This is a genomic window from Streptomyces sp. NPDC001714, assembly GCF_042892755.1.
Taxonomy (GTDB): Bacteria; Actinomycetota; Actinomycetes; order Streptomycetales; family Streptomycetaceae; genus Streptomyces.
This window is the reverse complement of the sequence record NZ_JBIAUL010000008.1, coordinates 302,687-326,250: the sequence shown is the minus strand read 5'-3', so window position 1 is coordinate 326,250 and position 23,564 is coordinate 302,687. Positions and strand designations below refer to the sequence as shown.

The 23,564-nt window shown below is 73.0% G+C and carries 27 protein-coding genes; 20 read left to right on the top strand and 7 right to left on the bottom strand.

What is annotated here, in order from left to right; all coding sequences use genetic code 11:
- Positions 1-55: 55 nt before the first annotated feature.
- The 10 genes from ACFY0P_RS23300 to ACFY0P_RS23255 are packed head-to-tail and all read left to right on the top strand — an operon-like array spanning position 56 to position 5,384.
- Positions 56-412 (top strand): gas vesicle protein, encoded by a 357-nt coding sequence (locus tag ACFY0P_RS23300; RefSeq protein ID WP_351493548.1) that lies wholly within the window; start codon positions 56-58, stop codon positions 410-412.
- Between the two features lie 55 nt (positions 413-467).
- The gene (locus tag ACFY0P_RS23295; protein ID WP_388916175.1) at positions 468-908 is read left to right on the top strand and encodes a gas vesicle structural protein GvpA; all 441 of its coding nucleotides are present in this window, start codon (positions 468-470) and stop codon (positions 906-908) included.
- The gene (locus tag ACFY0P_RS23290) at positions 905-1,669 is read left to right on the top strand and encodes a GvpL/GvpF family gas vesicle protein (RefSeq protein ID WP_388916172.1); all 765 of its coding nucleotides are present in this window, start codon (positions 905-907) and stop codon (positions 1,667-1,669) included. Before ACFY0P_RS23295 ends, ACFY0P_RS23290 begins: the two co-directional genes overlap by 4 nt.
- Before the next feature lie 22 nt (positions 1,670-1,691).
- Entirely contained in the window at positions 1,692-1,955 is a 264-nt protein-coding gene (locus ACFY0P_RS23285; protein ID WP_388916169.1) for a gas vesicle protein GvpG, read from the top strand.
- On the top strand, positions 1,952-2,602 hold the full coding sequence (locus ACFY0P_RS23280) for a DNA primase (protein ID WP_388916166.1): 651 nt from the start codon (positions 1,952-1,954) through the stop codon (positions 2,600-2,602). The genes ACFY0P_RS23285 and ACFY0P_RS23280 overlap by 4 nt, the downstream gene beginning before the upstream one ends.
- On the top strand, positions 2,599-3,723 hold the full coding sequence (locus tag ACFY0P_RS23275) for an SRPBCC family protein (protein WP_388916163.1): 1,125 nt from the start codon (positions 2,599-2,601) through the stop codon (positions 3,721-3,723). The genes ACFY0P_RS23280 and ACFY0P_RS23275 overlap by 4 nt, the downstream gene beginning before the upstream one ends.
- Entirely contained in the window at positions 3,720-4,064 is a 345-nt protein-coding gene (locus ACFY0P_RS23270; RefSeq protein WP_352362582.1) for a gas vesicle protein, read from the top strand. Before ACFY0P_RS23275 ends, ACFY0P_RS23270 begins: the two co-directional genes overlap by 4 nt.
- Positions 4,061-4,918, top strand: a complete 858-nt coding sequence (locus ACFY0P_RS23265) for a GvpL/GvpF family gas vesicle protein (RefSeq protein ID WP_388916161.1) — start codon at positions 4,061-4,063, stop codon at positions 4,916-4,918. Before ACFY0P_RS23270 ends, ACFY0P_RS23265 begins: the two co-directional genes overlap by 4 nt.
- On the top strand, positions 4,915-5,103 hold the full coding sequence (locus tag ACFY0P_RS23260) for a gas vesicle protein (RefSeq protein WP_351959902.1): 189 nt from the start codon (positions 4,915-4,917) through the stop codon (positions 5,101-5,103). The genes ACFY0P_RS23265 and ACFY0P_RS23260 overlap by 4 nt, the downstream gene beginning before the upstream one ends.
- Positions 5,100-5,384, top strand: coding sequence for a gas vesicle protein K (locus ACFY0P_RS23255; RefSeq protein WP_388916158.1), 285 nt, complete (start codon positions 5,100-5,102; stop codon positions 5,382-5,384). The genes ACFY0P_RS23260 and ACFY0P_RS23255 overlap by 4 nt, the downstream gene beginning before the upstream one ends.
- Positions 5,385-5,411: 27 nt before the next feature.
- On the opposite strand, the gene ACFY0P_RS23250 is transcribed toward ACFY0P_RS23255, so the two are convergent.
- From ACFY0P_RS23250 to ACFY0P_RS23240, 3 genes are all read right to left on the bottom strand, one after another.
- Positions 5,412-5,582, bottom strand: a complete 171-nt coding sequence (locus ACFY0P_RS23250) for a hydrophobic protein (protein ID WP_388916155.1) — start codon at positions 5,580-5,582, stop codon at positions 5,412-5,414.
- Positions 5,583-5,630: 48 nt separating this feature from the next.
- On the bottom strand, positions 5,631-6,446 hold the full coding sequence (locus ACFY0P_RS23245) for a class I SAM-dependent methyltransferase (protein WP_388916152.1): 816 nt from the start codon (positions 6,444-6,446) through the stop codon (positions 5,631-5,633).
- A 145-nt stretch (positions 6,447-6,591) separates the two neighbouring features.
- Positions 6,592-8,079 carry a bifunctional phosphatase PAP2/diacylglycerol kinase family protein gene (locus tag ACFY0P_RS23240; RefSeq protein WP_388916149.1) on the bottom strand — a complete coding sequence of 496 codons (1,488 nt, stop codon included), beginning with the start codon at positions 8,077-8,079 and terminating at the stop codon, positions 6,592-6,594.
- A gap of 80 nt (positions 8,080-8,159) precedes the next feature.
- Between ACFY0P_RS23240 and ACFY0P_RS23235 the strand changes: the two genes are divergently transcribed.
- The 3 genes from ACFY0P_RS23235 (at position 8,160) to ACFY0P_RS23225 (ending at position 11,020) form a co-directional block, all read left to right on the top strand.
- The gene (locus tag ACFY0P_RS23235) at positions 8,160-8,807 is read left to right on the top strand and encodes a histidine phosphatase family protein (protein WP_388916146.1); all 648 of its coding nucleotides are present in this window, start codon (positions 8,160-8,162) and stop codon (positions 8,805-8,807) included.
- A gap of 249 nt (positions 8,808-9,056) precedes the next feature.
- Positions 9,057-10,676 (top strand): ABC-F family ATP-binding cassette domain-containing protein, encoded by a 1,620-nt coding sequence (locus ACFY0P_RS23230; protein WP_388916144.1) that lies wholly within the window; start codon positions 9,057-9,059, stop codon positions 10,674-10,676.
- 95 nt (positions 10,677-10,771) lie between these two features.
- A complete protein-coding gene (locus ACFY0P_RS23225) occupies positions 10,772-11,020 on the top strand; it encodes a DUF6158 family protein (protein ID WP_388916141.1) in 249 nt (82 codons plus the stop codon).
- Positions 11,021-11,092: 72 nt separating this feature from the next.
- On the opposite strand, the gene ACFY0P_RS23220 is transcribed toward ACFY0P_RS23225, so the two are convergent.
- Positions 11,093-11,641: a type 1 glutamine amidotransferase domain-containing protein gene (locus ACFY0P_RS23220; protein WP_388916138.1), complete on the bottom strand. Its 549-nt coding sequence runs from the start codon at positions 11,639-11,641 to the stop codon at positions 11,093-11,095.
- Between the two features lie 78 nt (positions 11,642-11,719).
- Positions 11,720-12,100: a DUF2795 domain-containing protein gene (locus ACFY0P_RS23215; RefSeq protein WP_388916135.1), complete on the bottom strand. Its 381-nt coding sequence runs from the start codon at positions 12,098-12,100 to the stop codon at positions 11,720-11,722.
- A gap of 237 nt (positions 12,101-12,337) precedes the next feature.
- Between ACFY0P_RS23215 and ACFY0P_RS23210 the strand changes: the two genes are divergently transcribed.
- From ACFY0P_RS23210 to ACFY0P_RS23200, 3 genes are all read left to right on the top strand, one after another.
- The gene (locus ACFY0P_RS23210) at positions 12,338-13,621 is read left to right on the top strand and encodes a hypothetical protein (RefSeq protein ID WP_388916132.1); all 1,284 of its coding nucleotides are present in this window, start codon (positions 12,338-12,340) and stop codon (positions 13,619-13,621) included.
- Positions 13,622-13,719: 98 nt separating this feature from the next.
- The gene (locus ACFY0P_RS23205; RefSeq protein ID WP_388916129.1) at positions 13,720-15,024 is read left to right on the top strand and encodes an aminotransferase class I/II-fold pyridoxal phosphate-dependent enzyme; all 1,305 of its coding nucleotides are present in this window, start codon (positions 13,720-13,722) and stop codon (positions 15,022-15,024) included.
- Positions 15,021-16,121 carry an MBL fold metallo-hydrolase gene (locus ACFY0P_RS23200; RefSeq protein WP_388916126.1) on the top strand — a complete coding sequence of 367 codons (1,101 nt, stop codon included), beginning with the start codon at positions 15,021-15,023 and terminating at the stop codon, positions 16,119-16,121. The genes ACFY0P_RS23205 and ACFY0P_RS23200 overlap by 4 nt, the downstream gene beginning before the upstream one ends.
- Before the next feature lie 94 nt (positions 16,122-16,215).
- Here the strand turns inward: ACFY0P_RS23200 and ACFY0P_RS23195 are convergent, their stop codons facing one another.
- Both ACFY0P_RS23195 and ACFY0P_RS23190 read right to left on the bottom strand, forming a co-directional pair.
- Positions 16,216-16,845, bottom strand: a complete 630-nt coding sequence (locus ACFY0P_RS23195; protein ID WP_388916398.1) for a DedA family protein — start codon at positions 16,843-16,845, stop codon at positions 16,216-16,218.
- A gap of 14 nt (positions 16,846-16,859) precedes the next feature.
- A complete protein-coding gene (locus ACFY0P_RS23190; protein ID WP_388916123.1) occupies positions 16,860-17,633 on the bottom strand; it encodes an MBL fold metallo-hydrolase in 774 nt (257 codons plus the stop codon).
- Positions 17,634-17,717: 84 nt separating this feature from the next.
- Between ACFY0P_RS23190 and ACFY0P_RS23185 the strand changes: the two genes are divergently transcribed.
- From ACFY0P_RS23185 to ACFY0P_RS23170, 4 genes are all read left to right on the top strand, one after another.
- On the top strand, positions 17,718-18,149 hold the full coding sequence (locus ACFY0P_RS23185; protein WP_388916121.1) for a hypothetical protein: 432 nt from the start codon (positions 17,718-17,720) through the stop codon (positions 18,147-18,149).
- Between the two features lie 330 nt (positions 18,150-18,479).
- On the top strand, positions 18,480-20,480 hold the full coding sequence (locus tag ACFY0P_RS23180; RefSeq protein WP_388916395.1) for an alkaline phosphatase family protein: 2,001 nt from the start codon (positions 18,480-18,482) through the stop codon (positions 20,478-20,480).
- A 186-nt stretch (positions 20,481-20,666) separates the two neighbouring features.
- Entirely contained in the window at positions 20,667-21,728 is a 1,062-nt protein-coding gene (locus ACFY0P_RS23175) for an ATP-binding protein (RefSeq protein ID WP_388916118.1), read from the top strand.
- Positions 21,725-23,530: a hypothetical protein gene (locus ACFY0P_RS23170; protein ID WP_388916115.1), complete on the top strand. Its 1,806-nt coding sequence runs from the start codon at positions 21,725-21,727 to the stop codon at positions 23,528-23,530. Before ACFY0P_RS23175 ends, ACFY0P_RS23170 begins: the two co-directional genes overlap by 4 nt.
- Positions 23,531-23,564 lie beyond the last annotated feature (34 nt).

The following is a 23,564-nucleotide window of genomic DNA, read 5'->3' as shown; positions in this document are numbered from 1 at the left end:
CCGGTTGTGAAGGTTTGACCCTGGAACCTCCGGCCACTCGGACCAAGAGGTGGCCATGACGAACACAAACGACACGTCTCAGACGCAGGATTCACGCAAAGAACGCAAGCGCGACGACGGACCCGACACGGCACCGGACCGGCCGAGCCCCATGGAGGTGCTTCGCCAGGCCCGCGCCCAGCTCGCGGAGCTCACCGGTATGGCCGCCGAGTCCGTGTCGTCCTTCGAACAGACCGAGGACGGCTGGGAGTTGGCGGTCGAAGTCCTGGAACTGCCCAGGGTGCCCGACACCATGAGCCTGATGGCGAGCTACCAGGTCGAACTCGACCCCCAAGGACAGCTCACCGGCTACCGGCGCGTGAGCCGCTACGAACGCGGACGCTCCGACGCGCGCAGGCCCGGCGGCCGCTAGGCCGGCCGCCCGTTCCCGCGGACAGGTCCCACGACATGGAAGAGGTTGGACTGGCATGACCGTTGTACCGGCACAGCAGACCGGCGGAGGCGGCAGCAGTGGCCTCTACGACGTGCTCGAACTCGTGCTTGACAGGGGGCTGGTCATCGACGCGTTCGTGCGGGTCTCCCTGGTCGGCATCGAGATCCTGAAGATCGACATACGGGTCGTCGTCGCCAGCGTCGACACCTATCTGCGCTTCGCGGAGGCCTGCAACCGGCTCGACCTGGAATCGGGCCCCCACAAGGACCCCGGCCTGCCCGACATCGTCGGCGAGGTCACCGAGTCCGGCGCCCGCGGCAAGTCGAAAGGCGCGCTCTCCGGGGCCGCCGAGACGATCTCGGACGCCTTCAAGCAGGCCCGCGAGGAGCACTCGGAGTCGGGCGGGACCGAGTCCCGGCCGCGCACCCGTAAGACCGCCCCGGCGCGTCGCAGGGAGAGGGAGGAACAGGAGTGAGTACGTACGTCTACGGCATCACGGCCGCCGCGCACCCCGATCTGCCCGACGGCATGGACGGAGTCGGGGACCCGCCGCGCCGCGTGCGCGTACTTACGGAGGGTGAGCTGGCCGCCATCGTCAGTGAGGCGCCCGAAGGGCTCCGGCCCAAGCGCCGCGACCTGCTCGCCCACCAGAACGTGCTGGCGGAGGCCGGGGGCGGCGGTTGCGTGCTGCCCATGCGGTTCGGCAGCGTCGCTCCGGACGACGACACCGTCACCGGCGTCCTCGCCGAACGCGCCGACCACTACCTGGAGCGGCTGCGCACCCTCGACGGCAAGGTCGAGTACAACGTCAAGGCCAGCCACGTCGAAGAGGCCGTGCTGCACCGCGTGATGTCCGAGAACCCCGAGTTGCGCGCCCTGGCCGAGGCCAACCGGAAGGCGGGCGGCGGATCCTACGAGAGCCGGCTCCAGCTCGGCGAGATGGTGGTGGGCGCCGTCAAGGCCCGGGAGGCCGAGGACGCGGCCGAGGTGCGGCAGGCCCTGGAACCCGAGGCGGCCGCCCTCAGCGTGGGGCCGGAATCCACCGGCTGGCTCGTCAACCTGTCCTTCCTCCTGGACCGGCACTCCGCCGAGACGTTCCTGGCCGGCGTCGAGCGACTCCGCAAGAGCCATCCGCATCTCGACCTGAGCGTCAACGGGCCGCTCCCGCCGTACAGCTTCGTCGAACCGGGGCCCGCCGAGCCGGCGAAAAGCGCGGCCGGCGCGGCCGAGAAGTAGGAAGCAGAAGGAGCAGGCAGCCATGGGACTGATCAAGGAGCTGCTGCTACTGCCCTTCGCGCCCGTGCGCGGCAGCGCCTGGGTCGTCGAGCAGGTGGTGCAGGAGGCGGAGCGGATCTACTACGACCCCGCCACCGTCCGGGCCGAACTGGCCCGGCTGGAAGAGCGACTGGAAGTCGGCGAGATCGACGAGGACGAGTTCGACCGGGCCGAGGACGAGCTTCTCGACCGGCTGGAGATCGCCCTGCGCAAAGACGCGGGGCACGGCAATGGGATGCATACATGAACCGCATGGGACTGGGCCTCGCGATCGGGGCCGGATACCTGCTGGGCCGCACCAAGAAGCTGAAACTGGCTCTCGCCGTCGGGTCGTTGGTGGCCGGTAAGAAGCTGAACCTGACGCCGAAGGCGGTCCTCGACCTGGCCAATCAGCAACTTCGCGACAATCCGCAGTTCAAGGAGATCGGCGACCAGCTGCGCCAGGATCTGCGCGGGGTCGGCAAGGCCGCCTCCGGCGCCATGGTCGAACGGCAGCTCGGCTCGCTCGCCGACCGGCTGCACGGCCGTACCGCCGAGGTGCGTGACCAGCTGGCGGGCGTCGTGCCCGACACCGGCGACCTCGGTCCCGGCGGCGGCCGGGACGACGAGGAGCCGGAGGAGGACGAGGAGCCGGAGGAGAGGGCCGGGAGCGACAAGGCAGGAAGCGACAAGGCAGGAAGCGACACGGCCGAGGACGACCGCGAGGAGCGGTCCGACCGGAAGACGCCGGCCCGCAAGGCCCCCGCGAAGAAGGCCCCCGAGAAGCCACCGGCGAAGAAGGCGTCCGCCAAGTCGCCTGCCAGGAAGGCGCCGGCGAAGAAGGCGGCGCAGGGCCGGGCGCCCGTCAAGAAGACGGCCGGCCGGGCCCGGCCGAAGGGAGGCGGTGACCGATGAACAGCGGACCGCTCACGGACGCGGCTCACTCCGAGGCCGCGGAACGCCTGAAGGCGGAGGTGCAGGAGTACCTCGCTGCCCAGACCGAACGCCTGCTGACGGGCGCCGGACGCAAGCTCGGCGACGCCACGGGGAAACTCAACGACATCGCCGAGGGCAACAGCCCCGGCTTCGGCAAGCTCGCACTCGACGCAGGCCGCAAGGTCGCGGAAGGCAAGGGTCCGGTGCGCTCCGCACTGGAGCTCGGCCTGACCCACGCCAAGGACACCGTCATGGACAAGGTGAAGAACCTGGGGGGCGGCAAGGGCAAGGGCAAGGGAAGCGGGCAGAAGCCGACCGTCATCATCGAGTCGGTCGACGTCGGCGTGCCGGTGCGCACCGCCTACGACCAGTGGACCCGCTACCAGGACTTCAGCACCTTCGCCAAGGGCGTGAAGAGCGCCAGCCGTGCCGACGACACCTCGTCGGACTGGCAGGGCAAGATCTGGTGGTCCAGCCGGAGCTGGAAGGGCAAGACGGTCGAACAGATCCCGGACTACCGCATCCAGTGGTCGGCGCAGGGAGCCAAGGGCAGCCACAAGGGCGTCGTCACCTTCCACCGGCTCGACGACAACCTCACCCGGGTGCTCCTGGTGATCGAGTACTACCCGAGCGGTTTCTTCGAGAAGACCGCCAACGTCTGGCGCGCCTCTGGCCGCCGGGCCCGTCTCGACCTCAAGCACTACGCCCGCCACATCTCCATCAAGGGAGAGGTCGACGACGGCTGGCGCGGCGAGATCCGCGACGGCGAGGTCGTCCAGAGCCACGAGGACGCGGTGGCCGAGGAGGAGAACGAGGCCGAGGAGCAGAACGAGGACGAGAACGCGCCCGAGGACGAGGCGGCGGACGAGGAGTCGTACGAGGACGAGGCCGAGGAGCCCTACGACGAGGCGGAGGACGCCGAGCAGGGGGAGGATGAGGAGTACGAGGCCGAGGGCGAGGAGGAGCCCGAAGGCGAGTACGAGGACACCGACGCCGAGGAGACCGAGGACGAGGAAGAGCCGGAGGACGAGGAAGAGCCGGAGGACGAGGAAGAGCCGGAGGACGAGGAAGCGTACGCCGGTTCCCGGAGCCGTCGATGACGATGGCCGGCCGGCTGCCCGAGCCCTACGGACGTGACGGCGGGGGCGCCAACCTCGCCGACATCCTGGAGCGCGTCCTGGACAAGGGCATCGTCATCGCTGGGGACATCAGGATCAACCTGCTCGACATCGAACTGCTCACCATCAAACTCCGGCTGGTCGTCGCCTCCGTGGACCGGGCGAAGGAGATGGGCATCGACTGGTGGGAGCACGACCCGGAGCTGTCCACCCGTGCCCGGCGCGACCAGCTCACCCGGGAGAACCACGAGCTGCGGGAGCGGCTGGCCGCCCTGGAGGCCCTGGAGGCCGGTCGTGGACAGCGCCAGGAGGAGGACAGATGACCGCACAGGGCGGACTCCGGTACGTGTACGCCGTCTGCCGTCCGTTCGCGGCGGCCCTTCAGGCCCAGCTCACCGGCGTGGCCGGGGCCCCGCCTGGGCTGCTCAGACACCACGGCCTGGTCGCCGTCGTCAGTACGGTTCCGGAGAGCGACTTCGCCGAGGGGCCGTTGCGGGAGCATCTGGAGGACCTGGACTGGCTGGCCGCGACCGCCCGTGCCCACCAGGGCGTGATCGACGCGCTCACCACGGTCACCACGCCCCTGCCGCTCCGGCTGGCCACGGTCTTCCGGGACGACAGCGGCGTACGGACCATGATGGAGGCCCGTGAGGCCGACTTCCTGCATGTCCTCGACCGGCTGGAAGGGCGGGTCGAGTGGGGCGTGAAGCTCTACGCCGACCCGCCCGAGCAGGCGACCCAGCCCGCCGGCAGGCCCGCCAGCGGGCGGGACTACCTGCGGCAGCGGCGGATGCACACGCGTGCGCACGAGGAGAAGTGGCGGGCGGCCGAGGAATTCGCGCGTGTTCTGCACGAGCGGCTGTCCGAGCGCGCCGAGGATTCCCGGCTGCACCCACCGCAGAATGCGACGCTTTCCGGAGTGCCCGGGCAGAACCTGCTCAATGCCGCTTATCTGGTGTCCCGCTCGGATTCCGAGGAATTCGTGGAACTGGTCGACCGCACGAAGGACGAGGCACCGGAAATGCGGGTGGAACTCACCGGCCCCTGGGCGGCCTACTCCTTCACCGAGCCGACTGCCGAGCCGACCACAGAGCCGACCACAGTGCCGTCCGCGGAGCCGTCCACCGAGCCGACCGCCGGACCGTCGGAGCCGGCGGAAGCGGGGGAGCAGCGGTGACCGTCGTCGAACGCCGTGAGGTCGCCCTGGTCGACCTGCTCGACCGGCTGCTGGCCGGCGGAGTCGTCATCACCGGCGACGTCACCCTGCGCATCGCGGACGTCGACCTCGTCCGCATCGACCTCAACGCGCTGATCAGCTCGGTCAACGCCCAAGTTCCCGCACCGTGGGGGGAGCAGACGTGAGCAAGCACCGCAACCGGCTGGACCTCGAACCGGACACGGTGGAGCGTGACCTGGTGAAACTCGTGCTGACCGTCGTGGAGTTGCTGCGTCAGCTGATGGAGCGGCAGGCGCTGCGCCGCTTCGACACCGGGGACCTCACCGAACAGCAGGAGGAGCGCATCGGGCTCACCCTGATGCTCCTGGAGGACCGCATGGCCGAACTCCGGGACCGCTACGGACTGCGGCCCGAGGACCTGAATCTGGACCTCGGGCCGCTGGGACCGCTGCTGCCGCGCGACTGACACCGACTCCGCCACCGGTGGGTGGCGTCACCACCTGTACCAGCGACTCCTGCCGCCGGTGCCGCTCGTGCCGCGGACCAGGAATCCGAGCAGCCATATCACCAGCACGGCGAGCGCGATCCACCAGAGTAGTTTCACCGCGAATCCGGCACCGAAGAGAATCAGGACCAGAAGCAGTACCAGCAGGATGGGAACCATAGTGTGAACCTCCTGCGAAGCGAGTTTCCCGGAATTCACGGATCAGGCTCACTTACGGCACAGAATTTCTCCGTGCAGTACGGCGAACCAGCCGTCCTCCCGCTCCGCCCACTCCCGCCAGGACGCCGCGATCGCCTCCAGCCGGTCCGTGGTCGCGTGGCCGCCCTCCGTGGCCCGCTCGGCATAGGACGAGGCGACCGTCCGGTCCGCCCACAGCCCGCCCCACCAGGCCCGCTCCTCGGCCGTGCTGTACGTCCAGGTGCCGGAGGTGGCCGTGATGTCCGTCAGCCCGGCAGCCAGCGCCCAGGCCTTCAGCCGCCGCCCGGCGTCCGGCTCGCCCCCGTTGGCGCGGGCCACCCGCCGGTACAGCTCCAGCCAGTCGTCCAGGCCGGGCACCGCCGGGTACCAGGTCATCGCGGCGTAGTCCCCGTCGCGCGCCGCGATGAAACCGCCCGGCTTGGTGACCCGGCGCATCTCGCGCAGCGCCTGCACCGGGTCACCCACGTGCTGGAGCACCTGGTGGGCGTGGACCACGCAGAAGGTGTCGTCCGGGTAGTCCAGCGCGTGCACGTCGGCGACCGCGAAGTCCACGTTCGTCAGCCCGCGCCCGGCGGCGGTCGCGCGGGCCTGCTCCAGGATGCCCGGTGCGTGGTCGACGCCGGTGACATGCCCGTCGGGGACCAGTTCCGCCAGGTCGGCGGTGATGGTCCCCGGTCCGCAGCCGATGTCCAGGACCTGCATGTGGGGCTTCAGCGAACCGAGCAGATAGGCGGCGGAGTTGGCGGCGGTGCGCCAGGTGTGGGAACGCAGTACCGACTCATGGTGACCGTGCGTGTAGACGGCGGTCTCCTGTGGCTTCGACATGGCTCGACCCCTTCGCGTCACACCGGCGGACGGGGCCGGACGGCCCCGTCCCGCGGTATCCGCAACGCTACGCCCGCATGTCGAATGATGAGACCTGCGTTTTACGATGTGGACTGACGGTGCGTCACGAACGGCTAGGTGCGGGTCAGGGCAGCGGCCGGTACACGGTCAGTGCCTCCGGCAGCTTCTCCACGGTCACCTCGCCCGCCACGTCGGTGACTTCACCGTCGTACGCGAGCGGTGTGCCGGCCGCGATGCCGGTCAGGCGCAGCCGGCTCACCCGGGTCTCGGCATGGGCGGGAGAGCGGGTGAGGGGGCCTGCGAGGGCCGCGGAGAGCAGGCGGAGCGCGGGATGCCGGCCGCCGTGCACCACGCGCACGTCGAGCTGGCCGTCCGCCAGGTCGGTGCGGCGGCCCGGGGTCAGGGCCAGCCGGTGGTAGACGCAGTTGCCGACGAACAGCAGCCACAACGGGTGGGTCTCGCCGCGCAGTTCGACCTGGAGCGGATGCCGGTCCGTGCGCAGCACGCGCAGCACGGCCAGCACCTCGGCGGGCCAGGCACCGATGCGGTGCGACCAGCGTTCCCGCTCCCGGACCAGCTCCGGATAGACGCCCAGACTCAGCGTGTTCAGGAAGACGCCCTCCACACCGCCCGAGGCGAAGCGGCCGACGTCCACCCGGACCGCCTCGCCCTCGCGCACCGCCCGGCCGATGCCCCGGCCGTCCTCCACGCTCAGGTCGTGGGCGAAGTGGTTGAGGGTGCCGCCGGGCAGCACCGCGAGCGGCAGCCCGTGACGCAGGGCGATGTGGGCCGCCGCGTTCACGGTGCCGTCGCCGCCGCACACCCCGAGCGCCCGCGCCCGCGTCGCCGCCTTGGCCAACTCGGCCCACACCTCGCCCGGTTCGCACTCCACCAGCTCCGCCGCCGGCAGCTCGCGGTGCAGTACCCGCATCCGGTCGGCGCTGCCGGAGGCCCGGTTGGCCACCACCACCAGACCCTCGCCGTCGGCCAGCGCCGGGGCCTCGGCGCGCGGCCGGGGCGGCGGGCCGGTCTGCGCCCGGGTCGGCACCAGCGCCCGTACGCCGAACGCGGCGCCTGCCCCCAGCGCCGCACCCGCGAGCACGTCGCTCGGGAAGTGCACGCCCGTGTACACCCGGGACATGGCGACGGAGAACGCCACCGGCGCCACCACCGCGCCCCACGACGGGGACTCCAGGGCGACCCCGGTCGCGAAGGCGGCCGCCGACGCGGCGTGCCCGGAGGGGAACGAGGTGGTGATCGGCTGCCGCTTCAGGTGTCGTACCGCGGGCACCGGGTCCAGGAGCGGGCGCGGGCGGCGTACCGAGCGTTTGCCGAGGGTGTTGATGGTCAGGGAGGCCAGGGTGAGCGAGGCCAGGCCGCGGGCGGCGGCCCGGCGGGCCCGGGGCGTGCGGGTCGCGGCCACCGCGGCCGCCGCCGCGAACCACAGCACTCCGTGGTTGGCGCTCCGGCTCAGCCGGGGCAGCACCGGCTCGGCGAACGGCCAGTTCCGCTCGGCGGCGATCTCGAACAGCCGGCTGTCGAGGGCGAGCAGCCGGTCGCGCAGCGCGTGCCGGCCGGGCTTCGGGACAGTGAGGTCGACGTCTGGGCTCATGCGGGTGCGGGTACCCTGAAGTGGCACTTTCCTGCCGGCCCGCGGTGCGGTCGAGTGAGCCGAGTGAGAGGAACCCCTGGATGCGCCTGCTCCTCATACGTCACGGGCAGACCCCGACCAACGTCGACTTCCTGCTCGACACCGCGGTACCGGGTCCCGGTCTGACCGCCCTCGGCGAGCAGCAGGCGGCGGCCCTCCCCGGGGCCCTGGCCGACGAGGACATCGAGGCGCTCTACGTCTCCACCCTCACCCGCACCCAGCTCACCGCCGCCCCGCTGGCCGCCGCCCGCGGTCTCGACCCCGTCGTCCGCGACGGCATCCGCGAGGTCGCCGCCGGCGACCTCGAGCTGCTGCCCGGCCACTCCGAGCGGGGCGAGGAGTACATGCGGACCGTGTTCGCGTGGGCGGCCGGGGAGACCGCGCGGCGCATGCCCGGCGGGGAGACCGGGGACGAGGCGCTCGGCCGCTACGACGCGGTGATCGCCGAGGCCGCCGCGAGCGGCGCCGGGACGGCCGCCATGATCAGCCACGGCGCCGCGATCCGCCTGTGGACGGCGGCCCGTGCCGACAACGTCGACGTCCCCTACGCCGCCTCCCGCCCCCTCGGCAACACGGGCGTGGTGATCCTCGAGGGCTCCCCGGCCGACGGCTGGAAGGCGCTGTCCTGGGAGGGGGCGGTCGTGGAGCCGACGGGGGCGAGCGGGCCGACGGGGGAGCCGGTGCAGTAGGACCGCCGACGTTCTCGGCCGCGGGTGCGTCGTGGTTGCTCGCGCAGTTCCCCGCGCCCCTTTGGGGCGCGTCTGCGGCGCCCCTCGCTGCGGCGCCCCTCGCTGCGGCGCCCCGTCAGGGGCGCTGGGGGCACCCCCGGCCGAAGGCTGGTTGAGGAACTGCGCGACCAGCCCCCAACGGGCCGCACCCGTAGAACCACCTGATAACGGTTTGCCCCATCGCGGGCACGCCCCGCAGAATCCCTCACCATGGGACATCTGGAAGCCGCGCATCTTGAGTACTACCTCCCCGACGGGAGGCCGCTGCTCGGCGACGTGTCGTTCCGGGTGGGAGAGGGCGCCGCCGTCGCCCTCGTCGGACCCAACGGCGCAGGCAAGACCACCCTGCTGCGGCTGATCTCCGGCGAGCTGAAGCCGCACGGCGGCACAGTGGCCATGAGCGGCGGTCTCGGGGTGATGCGCCAGTTCGTGGGTTCCGTACGGGACGAGACGACCGTACGGGACCTCCTCGTGTCCGTCGCGCCGCCCGGCATCCGCACCGCCGCGCAGGCCGTCGACAAGGCCGAGCACGCCATCATGACCGTCGACGACGAGGCGGCCCAGCTGAAGTACGCGCAGGCCCTCGCCGACTGGGCCGAGGTGCGCGGCTACGAGCACGAGACCCTCTGGGACATGTGCACCACGGCCGCGCTCGGGGTGCCGTACGAGAAGGCCCAGTGGCGGCAGGTGCGCACGCTCTCCGGCGGCGAGCAGAAGCGGCTGGTGCTGGAGGCGCTGTTCCGGGGCACCGACGAGGTGCTGCTGCTCGACGAGCCGGACAACTACCTCGACGTGCCAGGCAAGCGCTGGCTGGAACAGCAGCTGAAGGAGACCCGCAAGACGGTCCTGTTCGTCTCCCACGACCGCGAACTCCTCGCCCGCGCCGCCGAGAAGATCGTCTCCGTGGAGCCCTCGCCGACCGGCGCCGACGCCTGGGTGCACGGCGGCGGCTTCGCCACCTACCACGAGGCCCGCCGTGAACGCTTCGCCCGTTTCGAGGAGTTGCGCCGCCGCTGGGACGAGAAGCACGCCCAGCTGAAGAAGCTGGTGCTGACGCTCCGTCAGGCGGCTGCGGTCTCCCACGAGATGGCGTCCCGGTACGCGGCCGCGCAGACCCGGCTGCGCAAGTTCGAGGAGGCCGGCCCGCCGCCCGAGCCGCCGCGCGAGCAGGACATCAGGATGCGCATCAAGGGCGGCCGCACCGGCGTGCGGGCCGTCACCTGCGCGCAGCTCGAACTCACCGGCCTGATGAAACCCTTCGACCTGGAGGTCTTCTACGGCGAACGGGTCGCCGTCCTCGGCTCCAACGGCTCCGGCAAGTCGCACTTCCTGCGGCTGCTGGCGGGCGAGGACGTGGCGCACGCGGGGCAGTGGAAGCTGGGCGCGCGGGTGGTCCCCGGGCACTTCGCGCAGACCCACGCCCACCCCGAGCTGGAGGGCCGCACCCTCCTGGACATCCTGTGGACGGAGCACTCCCAGGACCGCGGCGCGGCGATGTCCCGGCTGCGCCGCTACGAACTCACCCAGCAGTCCGAACAGAACTTCGAAAGGCTGTCGGGCGGCCAGCAGGCCCGGTTCCAGATCCTCCTGCTGGAACTCCAGGGTGTGACGGCGCTCCTGCTCGACGAGCCGACCGACAACCTCGACCTGGAGTCCGCCGAGGCCCTCCAGGAGGGTCTGGAGGCCTTCGACGGCACGGTGCTCGCCGTCACCCACGACCGCTGGTTCGCCCGCTCCTTCGACCGCTACCTGGTCTTCGGCAGCGACGGCCGGGTCCGCGAGACCGCGGAGCCGGTGTGGGACGAGCGCCGCGTGGAGCGGGTGCGGTAGGGCGCTGCGGTAGGGAGGCCCGCGGGCCCGGATGTTCGTACAGTGGAGGCAGGAATCCGGACCGCCGGGACCCACACGACGAGCGGGGTACCACCATGACCGGAGTCGACCCCAGCCGGCTGGACGACCAGCAGCTCATGAAGGAGCTGGAGACCATCCACCGGACCCGCCACGACACCCTGCTGTACGGCTCGAACGACGCGCTGCGGGCCCACAACGAGCGCATGGCCCAGCTGGAGGGCGAGTACCTGCGGCGCAACCCACGCCGTGTCGTCGCCGCCGGCCGCACCCGGGAGGGCGCCCGGGAGCGGAACTGCGCCGAGACGGCGACGCCGGGCGCCTGAGCGGGCCGAGGCCGTTGCCGGCCCGGCGGCGCGCAGGCGCCCGGCGAGAGGGCTCCGGTCGGGATGCCGGTCTCAGCCGGCCGCCCCGGACTCGGCGAACGCGTCGAGGAAGGCCTCGCAGAACGCCTTGAGGTCGTCCGGCTTACGGCTGGTGACCAGCTTGTTCGGGCCGCTGTCGCAGACCCTGACCTGCTCGTCGACCCAGGTGCCGCCCGCGTTGCGGACGTCGGTCCGCAGACTCGGCCAGGAGGTCAGCGTCCGGCCGCGCAGGACGTCGGCCTCCACCAGAGTCCAGGGGGCGTGGCAGATCGCCGCGACCGGCCGGCCGCCGTCGAAGAAGTCCTTCACGAACGCGACGGCCTTCTCGTCCATCCGCAGGAAGTCCGGGTTGGCCACCCCGCCCGGCAGCACGAGCGCCCCGAACGAGTCCGCCGGACTCTCGCCGACCACCTCGTCCACCGGAAACGTCTCCGCCTTGTCCAGGTGATCGAAGGCCTGGATCTTCCCCGGCTTCGTCGACACCAGCACCGGTTCGTGCCCGGCGTCGGAGACCGCCTTCCACGGCTCGGTCAGCTCCACCTGCTCGACGCCCTCGGGCGCGGTCAGGAACGCGACACGCATGATGCTCACTCCCTTCAGAGGCGCGCCGGCGGACGGGCGGTCCGCCGGCGCGCGGGTTCGTTCGTTCTCCGCCGCGGCTCACTCTCCGCCGGTCACCGCCTCGGCCAGCGCCAGCAGGCTGCCGTAGCGTGCCGAACGCGGCAGCCGGGAAACCCGCTCGACCAGGGCGTCGGGGGCGTTCTTGTGCCGCAACACGCCGGCCAGCTCCCGCGGCGCCGCCGGGAAGTCGTGCCGGGTCAGGGACCGGGACAACTCCAGACGTACGCTCTCCGGCGCCGGCCGCTCACTGGTCCCCGGCACCATCGCACCGCGGTACACCTCCGGATCGTCCTCGGCCGGCGGCTCGGGGTCGTTCCAGTCCTCGGTGCGCGTCGGATGCCCGGACCTGAGCAGGCCCTGGAGCTCGTGCTTCATCTGGTCGTCCCGGTGCACGTTCAGCCGGTCACTGCCTCGCTGCATGTTCTCCCTCCAGGTACTTCAGGGGGTGCGGACCGCGTACCCGGGGACAGGGGGCCGACACGGGGATCCACCCGGCCGTTCCCGACACGCCGGAACGGGGCCGTGACGTCACCCGAATGGGGGCGCGGGTCCCGCGAATGGGGTCCGGCCGCGCGCGGCGGGGTGCGGGCCGGGCTGTGATGGCTGCGGGGGTACGGGCCCCGTGCCTCCGAGTCGTCCGTGCAAGGAGCTCCTCCCATGCGCCGCACCGTTCGCACCCTGTCCGTCGCCGTCCTGGCGGGTGCCGCGTTCGGCGCCACCGGCACCGCCGTCGCGGCCGCCGGCCCCGCCGCCGAGATCAGCCCCGGCAAGGCCAGGCCCGGCGCCGTCGTCACCGTCTCGGTGACCTGCGCGAAGGCCGGGGGGCAGGCGCCTGCGGCCATCGACGCCACGTCGTCGGCGTTCGCCGGGCGCACGGTACGGCTGGTCAGGGTCGGGCAGGGGAGCGGCCTCGTCTACCGGGGCACCGCGCGGGTCGTCTCCGGCGAACGGCCGGAGGGCTATACGGAGGGGGACGCGGCGGCGGGTGACGTGGCCGGGGACACGGCGGGCACCGGGCCGGACGGCACCTGGACCGTCGACGGGTCCTGCCCGGCGGCGGGCGGACAGCAGGGACGGCCCTGGAGCGCGCACCTGGCCCTCGCACGGGGCGACGGCGGTACGGCCCCCGTGGGGGACGGCGGCCCCGTTCTCCAGGGCGGCGGCGGGGCCCTGCCGAAGGTCGGTGGTGGGGCTGTGCCGGGGATCGGGGGTGGGGCTGTGCCGGACGTCGGGGGTGGGGCTGTGCCGGAGACCGGGGGTGGCGCGGTGCCCGAGGTGGACGGTGGGACGGTCGTCGGCGGGGACGGCGGAACTGCGTCGGGCGGGGACGACGGCATGTTCGCCCGCGGCGACGAGGGCACGGTCTCTGGCGGTGACGAGGGCGCCGGCGTCCGTGGTGACGAGGGCACGGTCCCTGGCGGTGACGAGGGCGCCGGCGTCCGTGGTGACGAGGGCACGGTCCCTGGCGGTGACGAGGGCACTGGCGTCCGTGGTGACGAGGGCACCGGCGTCCGTGGGGACGGAGGCACCGTCGGTCCGGGGGACGGCGGCACGGCCTCCCGTGGTGATGACGGCGCGGCCTCCCGCGGTGATCGTGGTGACGGTGATGCGGCCTCCCGCGGTGACGTCGGTGCCGCGGACCCCCGGGGCGAGGACGGTGACGTCCCCCACGGGACCGGTGATCGGCCCTGTTCCGGAGGGCAGCAGCCGTGCGGCGGCGGGCAGGAATGCGGCGGGGCCCGGGGCGGTGACGGCTCCTGCGCCGCGGCGGGCGTGCAGCACGGCGTGGCGGCCGGGGACGGCGGCGCCTACAACACGTCCGTGCCGGCGCTGGTCGCGGGCGGGATGCTGATCGCGGCCGCCTGCTTCGGCGCCGCGTACCGGCTGTGGGGCGGGCGGGCGTACCGGCTGTGGGGCGGGAGGTCCGCCGCGGACGGGTGACCGGGCCGCCGCCGGGTACCCCGGAGCGACCACTCCGGCACCGTACGCACGACCCGGACCGGACAGCACACGGCACCACGGACTGCGCGGAGGCGGACATGCGGCGGACGGATCCCGAGGGCCACGGACCGGCGGCCGGCACCTCCCCGGAGGAGAGCGCGCCCGTGTCGCCCGAAGGCCACGGGCCCGTCCGTTACGGGCCGCCCCTGCCCGACGACGGGCTGCCCGTCCTGCCCGAGCTCGCCGCCGTCCTGGCCGCCGCCGCGAACCGGGGCGCGGAGGAGCCCGTCGGCGGCGGACCGGCGCTGCTGGACGCGGCCCGCGGCTACTGGGAACGCCGCGGGCTGCCCGCTCCGCCGGACCGGGTGACCGCCGGACCCGGCGCCCCCGCCCTGCTGCTGGCGCTCACCGCCGCGCTCGGCGGCGACGTCCTGGTGCCGCGCCCCTGCGCCGCCTGGTGGGCGCCGTACGCCCGGCTCCTCGGCCGGCCCGTCTTCCACGTGGCCACCCCGGCCGAGTCCGGAGGCGCCCCGGACCCCTACGCGCTGCTGGAGACCGTGCGCCGGGTCCGGGACGAGGGCGGCGACCCCCGGCTGCTCGTGCTCTCCGTCGCCGACGACCCCACCGCCACCGTCGCCCCGCCCGAACTGCTGCACGAGACCGTGGAGGCCGCGACCGGCGTGGGACTGCACCTGGTCAGCGACGAGACCTGGCGGGACACCCTGCACGCCCCGGACGCCACGGTGCTGCTCAGCCCCGCCGAGATGCTCCCGGACCGGGTCACCGTCGTCACCGACCTGGCCGGTGCCCTGCTGCCGGCCGGCTGGCCCGCCGCCGTCGCCCGGTTCCCGGAGGGCGCCACCGGCAGGGCCCTGCACGCGCGCGTGCTCGACATCCTGACGGCACTGGGCGCCCGCCTCGCCGGACCGGTCGCGGGCGCCGCGGGGTACGCGCTCGACGAGCCCGAGCCCGTCACCGCACGCCGGGACGCCGTCGTACGGCTGCACGCACGCGTGGCCGCCGCCGCGCACACCGCGGTCGTCGCCGCCGGCGCACTGGCCCGGCCCCCGCAGGCCGGCCGTCACCTCTACGCCGACCTGGAGCCGCTGCGCGCCGCGCTCGGCGCCCACGGGGTCGGCGACGCACAGGAGTTGGAGGACTTCCTCACCGCCCGGCTCGGCATGCCGGCACCCGGCGGCCACCGCTTCGGCGACGACCTCGGCGCGCTGCGCGTCCGGCTCGCCACCGGCCCGCTGCTGGGCGGCACCGACGCGGAACGCCTGGAATGCCTCACGTCACCCACACCGTTGGAACTGCCACACGTGCAACGCGCGTTGATGTCCTTGGGGTCGGTACTCGACGATCTCCGCGACGACGTTCAGCGATGGGAGCCTCCTCGATGACGCAGCAGACGCATGAGCCAGGGTCCACGACGACGACTGCCACCACGACGCCTGCCACGACGACCGGAGAGGCCGATGCCGCTACCTACCCGCCTCCGTTCCCGCCGTTGGCCGAACCCCGCCCGCTGGGCGAACTCCGGGTCTGGCCGCGGACCTTCCACGACCGTCTGACCGCCCCGCTGCCCGGCCTGAAGGCCATGGCCCGGTTCGCCCGCGAGGGCTCCGTCCGCCCCGGCCGCGAGGGCCTCGCCGACGTCCACCGACTGCCCTGTGAACCCGGCCCGCTGCCCCGCGCGGACGCCGACACCGTCGCCGTCACCTGGGCGGGACACGCCAGTTGGGTCCTGCGGATCGGCGGCCTGACCGTCCTCACCGACCCGGTCTGGTCCCGCCGCATCCTCGGCACCCCCGCCCGCGTCACCCCGGTCGGCGTCCCCTGGGAGACCCTGCCGCGCGTCGACGCGGTCGTCATCAGCCACAACCACTACGACCACCTGGACGCCCCCACCCTGCGCCGCCTCCCACGCGACACCCCGGTGTTCGTGCCGGCCGGGCTCGGCCGCTGGTTCCGGCGCCGCCGTTTCACCACCGTCACCGAACTGGACTGGTGGGAGGCGGCCGAACTGTCCGGGGTGCGCTTCGACTTCGTCCCTGCCCACCACTGGTCCAAGCGCACCCTCACCGACACCTGCCACAGCCTCTGGGGCGGCTGGGTCCTCACGGCGCCCGACGGCGGACGCGTCTACTTCGCCGGCGACACGGGCTACGGCCACTGGTTCTCCCGCATCGGCCGCCGCTACCCCGGCATCGACCTCGCTCTGATGCCCATCGGCGCCTACGACCCCCGCTGGTGGCTCAGCGACGTCCACCTCGACCCGGAGGAGGCGGTCCGGGCGACGGAGGACCTGGGCGCGAGGCGCATGGCCCCCATGCACTGGGGCACCTTCATCCTCTCGGCAGAGCCGGTCCTCGAGCCGCTGACGCGGGTACGGGCGGCCTGGGAGAAGGCGGAGTTGGCCCGGGAGGACCTCTGGGATCTGCCGGTGGGGGGATCGAGGATCCTGGAACGGACTTCACTTCGGAGCGCCGTCAATTAGAGCGCCCCGTCGGGGGCGTGGGGCTGGGTCCTCATGCGGCTCCCGCCGCGTGGGGGCGACCAGCTCCCACCCACCCGCGCCCCGCAACGCACCGTCACCCGGCTGCCCGAACCCGCCGCCACGCACTCGGCGCCACGCTGATGACGACCGTCAGCCCCACCGCCGCCACCACCCCTTCCCACGGCTCCGGAAACAACGACCCGCCCAGAATCGCGATCACCTGATACGTCGCCGCCCACGCCAGACAGGCCGGCCCATTCCCCCGCGCGAACCGCCGCAACGGCCACTCCGCCAGCAGACACGCCAGCATCACGGGAATCCGGCCGGCCGGCACCAGCCGTGACAGCACCAGCACGGCGACCCCGTGCTCCGCCAGTTTCTCCTGCGCCTGCTCCAGCCGCTCCTCCGGCGCCCGCGCCCGTATCGCCTCCAGCCACCGCGACCCGTTCTTCGACCGCAGCCCCCGCCGCCCCAGCCAGTACAGCGCCGCATCCCCCAGAAAGGCCGCCAGCGACGCCGTCACGAACACCAGCGCCAGTGCGAACGGCGCCGTCTGATGGAACGCCACCACCGCCGCCGAACTCACCAGCGCGCCCGTCGGTATCACCGGCACCAACGCCCCGATCAGCACCAGCAGGAACAGCGTCGGATACCCGATCGCCTGCTGCGCGGACTCGGTCGACGTCGTCGAGGTCGCCGCGGTGGAGCCGGCGGCGGCCGCCATGACCACCAGCAGCCTCACCGCGCGACCTCCAGCCGCACGCTCTCCCCGTGGCCGAGCTTGTGCACCGCCACCTGCGGCGCGTACTCGGCGGCGAGGCGCACGAACTCGTCGCCGGGCGCGTGGAATTCGTGCGGGCGCACCCCGTCCATGCCGATCGGCCAGTACGTCCCGTAGTGCACCGGCACCGCGCTGCGCGGCGCCAGCCGGGCCAGCGCCCGCGCCGCCCGCCCGGCGTCCAGGTGGCCCTCCCCGAGGTACGGTCCCCACCCGCCGACCGGCAGCAGGGCCACGTCCACCGGCCCGACCGCCTCGGCCATCTCGTCGAACAGTCCGGTGTCCCCGGCGAAGTAGGTCCGCGCCGCACCCTCGACGACGTATCCGAGGGCGGGGGAGCGGTGCGGTCCGACCGGCAGCCGGCGGCCGTCGTGCAGCGCGGGAACGGCCCGTACCACGAGGGGACCGACGGGTGTCTCGTCCCCGGCCTCGACTTCGGTGATCCGCAACTGACGGAGGCGGCGGAGCGCGGGGACCGCCCGTGGTGCGCCCCGGGGCACGAGCAGGCGCGTGCCCGGGGCGAGCCCGGCGAGCGAGGGCACGTGCAGATGGTCCGCGTGCAGGTGGGAGACGAGCGCGAGGTCGGCGTGGCGGGCCTCGGGCGGCGGCGGGGCGCCCCGGCGGCGCCGCAGGTGCGCGAGCCGGCGCGCGAACAGAGGATCGGTGAGCAGGCGTATGCCCGAATCCTCGATCGTGCAGGTGGCGTGACCCCACCAGGTGATCTCCACCGGCACTTCTTTGCCTCCTTCGCGCGACTCCCCGAAGCCTACGTGCAGGAGTAGGGTCGGCGGCGAAACCCGGAGGTGAGGGGGGACGCCATGGGACAGGTGCGGGGTGCCTCCGGCGGGCTCGCGCCGGTGCGGGTGACCGCGATCGCGAGTCTGACACCCCTGGAGGAACTGGAGATCGACCCATTCCTGGTCGACTCCCGCAGCCAGCACGCGATGTGCGCGCGCTGGGCCGTGGAACACGGCTACGTCATCGCCCGTGAACTCCTGGTCCGCGGTCTGCGCCCGGACCACAGCGCGCTCTGGTCCGGCGTCCGGCCCGGCATGGACGTCTTCGTCGCCCCGAGCAGACGGGTCCTGGAGAGCGCGCTGTCGTCGGTCGAGGATTTCATGGCGGAGTGCGCGAGACGCGGGGTCCGGGTGGAGACGGTGGGCCGGGCGGAACCCCGCTACGACGCCCGGATGAAGGCCATGATCCACCGCAGGCTGTCCATGCCGACGGCGGGGTACGACGGGCGGTAGGCCGGGGCCGTCGAGCGGCGGAGCCGCGCCGCGCCGTTCGGGCAGGCGCGGCACGGCACCGCCGGACACGGCTGTCGTGGCTGAGTACCGCCGGAACCGACCCCGCACAGGCTCTTCGAGCGCACGGCTCCCTCGAATCCGCCGCCACGGCGCACCGCTTCCGCGGCGGTGCCCGGCGGTGCCGCACCCCCCGCGACCGACCACTTCCGGCGCGCCCGCATGTGACAGTGTTGGCGCGAGCAGACCCGCATCCGGCGCGGGTCGCGGACGTGAGGTCGGTGGGGCGTGCGGTGGCGGCGGGTCGTCAGTCAGGTCGGGCGGAGCGTCACGGTGTGGGCGGTGTCCACCGTCACCATGCTGGTCCTCGCCGGCCTCCTGCCCGACTTCCAGCTCCAGTCCCCCGACGGTGACAGCGCCACCCGGATCGCCATGACCGCCGCCCTCGGGGCCGGTGCCTTCGGTGTGCTCTCGGCCGTCGTCTGGCCCCTCCTCGTACGGCTGCTGCTGCTCGTGCCCGCCCTCGTCCTCGGCCTGCTGGTCTTCTTCCTCAACGGCTCCCTGCTCCTCGTCGCCCTGCGCATCAACCCCTCCGGGCAGAGCGAGGTCGCGCCGGAGACCGCCGTGATCGTGGCCGCCGTGATGTCCGCCGTCGCCTCCGCCACCGGCGGTGCCCTCGCCGTCCGCGACGACGACGCCTACGGCCACCGGCTCTCCCGCCTCGCCATCCGCCGCCGCAGATCCCACCCGCCCTGCCCGGCCACCCCCGGCACCGTCTTCCTCCAGCTCGACGGGGTCGGCCACGACGTCCTCACCGCCGCGGTCGCCAAGGGCCTGATGCCGACCGTGGCCGGATGGCTCGCCGCCACCCACCGGCTCACCTCCTGGCGCACCGACTGGTCCAGCCAGACCGGCGCCAGCCAGCTCGGCATCCTGCACGGTTCGAACTTCGACGTCCCCGCCTTCCGCTGGTACGAGAAGGAGCACCGGGAGGTGATGGTCTGCAATCGGCCGACCAGCGCCGCCGAACTCCAGCGCCGCGCCGTCGAGCGCACCGCCGACGGGGGACTCCTCACCCTGGACGGCGCCAGCCGGGGCAACCTCTTCAGCGGCGGCGCCGACGAACAGGCCCTCGTCCTGTCGATAGCCACCCGCCGCCGCGGCCGGGAGAACCGTTCCCGCGCTGGTTACTTCGCGTACTTCGCGGACCCGGCCAACGCCGTCCGCACCGCGCTCTCCTTCTTCGCCGAGGTCGGCCGGGAGATCGGCCAGTCCACCGCGGCCCGGCTCCGCAAGCAGCGCCCGCGCGTCGGACGCGGCGGCCTCTACCCCTTCGTCCGCGCCTTCGCGACCGTCGTCGAACGGGACGTCGTCGTCGCCGCGGTCATGGGCGACCTGCTCGTCGGCCGCACCGCCGTCTACGCCGACCTGGTCGCCTACGACGAGGTCGCCCACCACTCCGGCCCGCACAGCCGTGACGCCGAGAAGGTGCTGCAACGCCTGGACCGCGCCCTCGCCCTGATCGAGAAGGCCGCCGAACACGCCCCCCGGCAGTACCGGATCGTCGTCCTCTCCGACCACGGCCAGAGCCCCGGCGAGACCTTCCACACCCGCTACGGACTCAGCCTCGGCGACCTGGTCCGGGCCGGCTGCGGACTGCCCGTGCCGCGCAAGGCCGAGCGCACCCACAGCGGTACCGAGGCGCGGGCCGCCGTCCGCGCGGCGCTGCGCAGGCCGGTCGAGGAGGGCGGCGAGAAGCACCGGCCGACGCGGGACTCGGAGCCGGTCGTGCTCGCCTCCGGCAACCTCGGCCTGGTCTCCTTCCCGGACGTGCCGCACCGCATGACCAAGGAGGAGCTGGACGCCCGTCATCCCGCGTTGCTCACCACCCTCGCCAACCATCCCGGCATCGGGTTCCTGCTGGTGCGCAGCGAGGAGCACGGCGGGGTGGTGCTCGGCGCGTACGGCGCGGAGATCCCGCTCGACCGGCTCGACGGTCACGCGGGGCCGCTGGGCGTCTTCGGGCCGGGTGCCGCCGATGCCGTACGGCGGACCCACTCCTTCCCGCACACCGCCGACATCATGGTCAACTCGTGGTTCGACCCCGAGAGCGGCGAAGTTCTCGCGTTCGAGGAGCAGATCGGGTCGCACGGGGGGCTGGGGGGTGCGCAGGGGCGGCCGTTCCTGTTGTCGCCGGTCGAGCTCACCGCGCCGGTGGAGAGCGGTCAGGACCTCGTCGGGGCCGAGGCCGTGCACCGGGTGCTGCGGCGGTGGCTTCGGGAGGCGGACGGGCCACAGGTTCCCTTGTCCGTGGAGGGAGAGAGGGCCGCGTAGTGCTCTCAGCGCGGGCCGGTGGGGGGTGCTCGCGCAGTTCCTCCCCCGGCCTTCGGCCGGGGGTGCCCCCAGCGCCCCCAAGGGGGCGCTCCGGCCGGGCGCCGGATAAATCGGCTGCGTTCCTTTCGGTCCCGGCTCACACTGTTCGAGTCGCACATCTCTCGAACACCCCCAAGGAGCAGCCTCTTGCAGGCAGCCGTGACCGTCACGCCCTCCCGTATCCCCGAACTCCTCCTCGGACTCGCCACCGTGCGGCCCGTGTTCATCTGGGGCGCTCCCGGAATCGGGAAGTCCTCCCTGGTGCGGGAGTTCGCCGAATCGCTCGGACTGGAGTGCGTGAGCCTGCTGGGCACGCAGCTCGCGCCCGAGGACCTGATCGGGGTTCCGCAGATCCGGGACGGGCGGTCGGTGTTCTGCCCGCCCGAGTCGATCGCCCGGGACGAGCCCTACTGCCTCTTCCTCGACGAGCTGAACGCGGCCACCCCCGATGTGCAGAAGGCGTTCTACTCGCTGATCCTCGACCGGCGCATCGGCAACTACGAGCTGCCCAAGGGCTCGATCGTCATCGGTGCCGGCAACCGGGCCACCGACAACGCCCTCGCCCGGCCCATCGCCTCCGCGCTCGTCAACCGGCTGGCCCACGTCCATCTGGAGGCCTCCGCGCACGACTGGCTCGCCTGGGCAGGGGCCAACGGCATCCATCCGTGGATCCTGGACCACCTCACCGACCGGCCCGACCACCTGTGGTCCAAGCCGCCGAAGACCGAGGAGCCGTTCTCCACCCCGCGCTCCTGGCACATGCTCTCCGACGCCCTGCACTCCTTCGGGCGCGAGCTGGACGAGGAGACGTTGAAGGTGCTGGCGCACGGCACGCTGACCCCTGCGCACGCCACCGCCTTCTGCGGATACGTCAAGATCGTGCGTAGCCGGTTCGGGATCGAGGCCATCCTGAAGGGGGACGCGGGCTGGCCGCCCCGGATCGAGGACCGCGACCTGCTCTACTACCTCGCCGAGTCGTTCCGGGGGCGGCTGGTCAAGGAACTGCCCGCCGACAGGGAGCACATGTCGGCGAACGGCCGACAGACGGCGTACCGCGCCAAGTCGCTGCTGGTGCAGCTGGCCGAGATCTCCGTCGAGGTCGCCCAGACCGTCATCGCCTCCGACCCCGAGGGCAACCCGGTGCTGCCCGCCTGGTTCCTGATCGAGGCGGCCCGGGACATGCCCCGGCTCGTGGAGGCCAGGCGATGAGCCGAGCCGCCGCCCGCAAGGAGCAGCAGAAGAAGGACCCCGCCGCGGAGAACTTCGCGGCCGGCGTCGAGCTGCTGCGCGCCAACCCGGCCCTGCGGGCTGTGGAGTTCACGATCTGCCGGCACGAGAAGTGCGAACTCGCGCCCCGCGAAGGGCTGGTGCGCGCCGACTCCGACGGAGTCCTGCACGCGCATGCCACCCGACGGGCCGAACCCGCCGAGTGGGCCTGGGCGTTGGCGCACTGCACCATCCATCTCGGCTTCGGGCACCTGCCGGCCGCCACCGGGCCGCGTGACCAGCCCGACCGCTACGACCTCGCCGCCCGCTGCGCCGTCGTCAACCGCTTTCTGCAGACCTTCCCGATCGGCGAGTCCCCCGACCACCTGCCCGCCTCCTACCCGGAGGGTGACGAGGAGCGGCTCGCCGCCGGCTGGCGCCGGACCGGTGGCATCCCGGCGGCGTACGAGCGCGGAGGGACGAACGGCGGCGAGCCCGACCAGCTCCTCCTCTCCTGGAGCAAGTGGGCCGGTCAAGTGCCCGACTGGCAGGTGGGGTTCGCGCACGCACTGACCCGCACCATGTCCCGGGCGATGGACCTGGCCGGCGGCCGCCGCACCACCATGTCCGGCCCGCCCACCCCGCGGCGCCCCTGGGAAAAGGCGCTGAGCTGGTTCATCTCCTCCTACCCGCTGCTCGGCGGCATCGCGGCCGGCATCACACTCGTCGCCGACGCCGAACTGGCCCGCGCCCACGACATCGCCGTCGCCGCGGTCAACCCCGAGGCCGGCGAGATCTACGTCAACCCGCTGCGGACCATGGAAGACGAGGAGTGGCGGTTCGTCCTCGCTCACGAGATGCTGCACGCCGCGCTGCGCCACGGCGACCGCCTCGGCGCCCGCGACCCCTACCTCTTCAACATCGCCTGCGACTACGTCATCAACGGCTGGCTGGTCGAGATGCGCGTCGGCACCATGCCCGAAGGGCTGCTGTACGACGCCGGGTTGAAGGGGCTCTCGGCCGAGGAGGTGTACGACCGGATCGCCGTCGACCTGAGAAGGATGCGGCGTCTGGCCACGCTGCGCGGCAAGGGGCGCGGTGACGTGCTGGGTGCGCCGCTCGGGCCGCCCGGCGCGTACGTCGACCTCGACGAGTTCTACCGGCGCGGACTGAGCCAGGGGCTCGACCTGCACCGGGCGCAGGACCGGGGTTACCTGCCCGGCGGCCTGGTGGAGGAGATCCGCGCACTCAGCCATCCGCCGCTGCCCTGGGACGCCCGGCTGGCCCGCTGGTTCGACGAGTTCGTACCGCGCCCGGAGGCCGTACGGTCGTACGCCCGCCCCTCGCGCCGGCAGTCGTCCACCCCGGACATCCCGCGCGCCGGCCGGTACTTCCCGCCCGAGGAGGTCGCCCGGTGCACCTTCGGCGTGGTCCTCGACACCTCCGGCTCCATGGACCGCACCCTGCTCGGCAAGGCCCTCGGTGCGATCGCCTCCTACGCCGAGGCCCGTGACGTGCCGGCCGCGCGTGTCGTCTTCTGCGACGCGGCGCCGCACGACGCCGGCTATCTTCCGACCACCGAGATCGCCGGCCGGGTCCGGGTGCACGGCCGCGGCGGGACGGTCCTGCAGCCCGGCATCGACCTGCTCCAGCGCGCCGACGACTTCCCGCCCACCGCGCCGGTCCTCGTGATCACCGACGGCTGGTGCGACGTCCTGCGGGTCCGCCGCGAGCACGCCTACCTGATCCCGGACGGTCGTCGCCTGCCGTTCACTCCCCGTGGGCCGGTCTTCCGGGTGCGATGAGCCCCGATGTGATCGGATGGGGGCGAGCGAACCG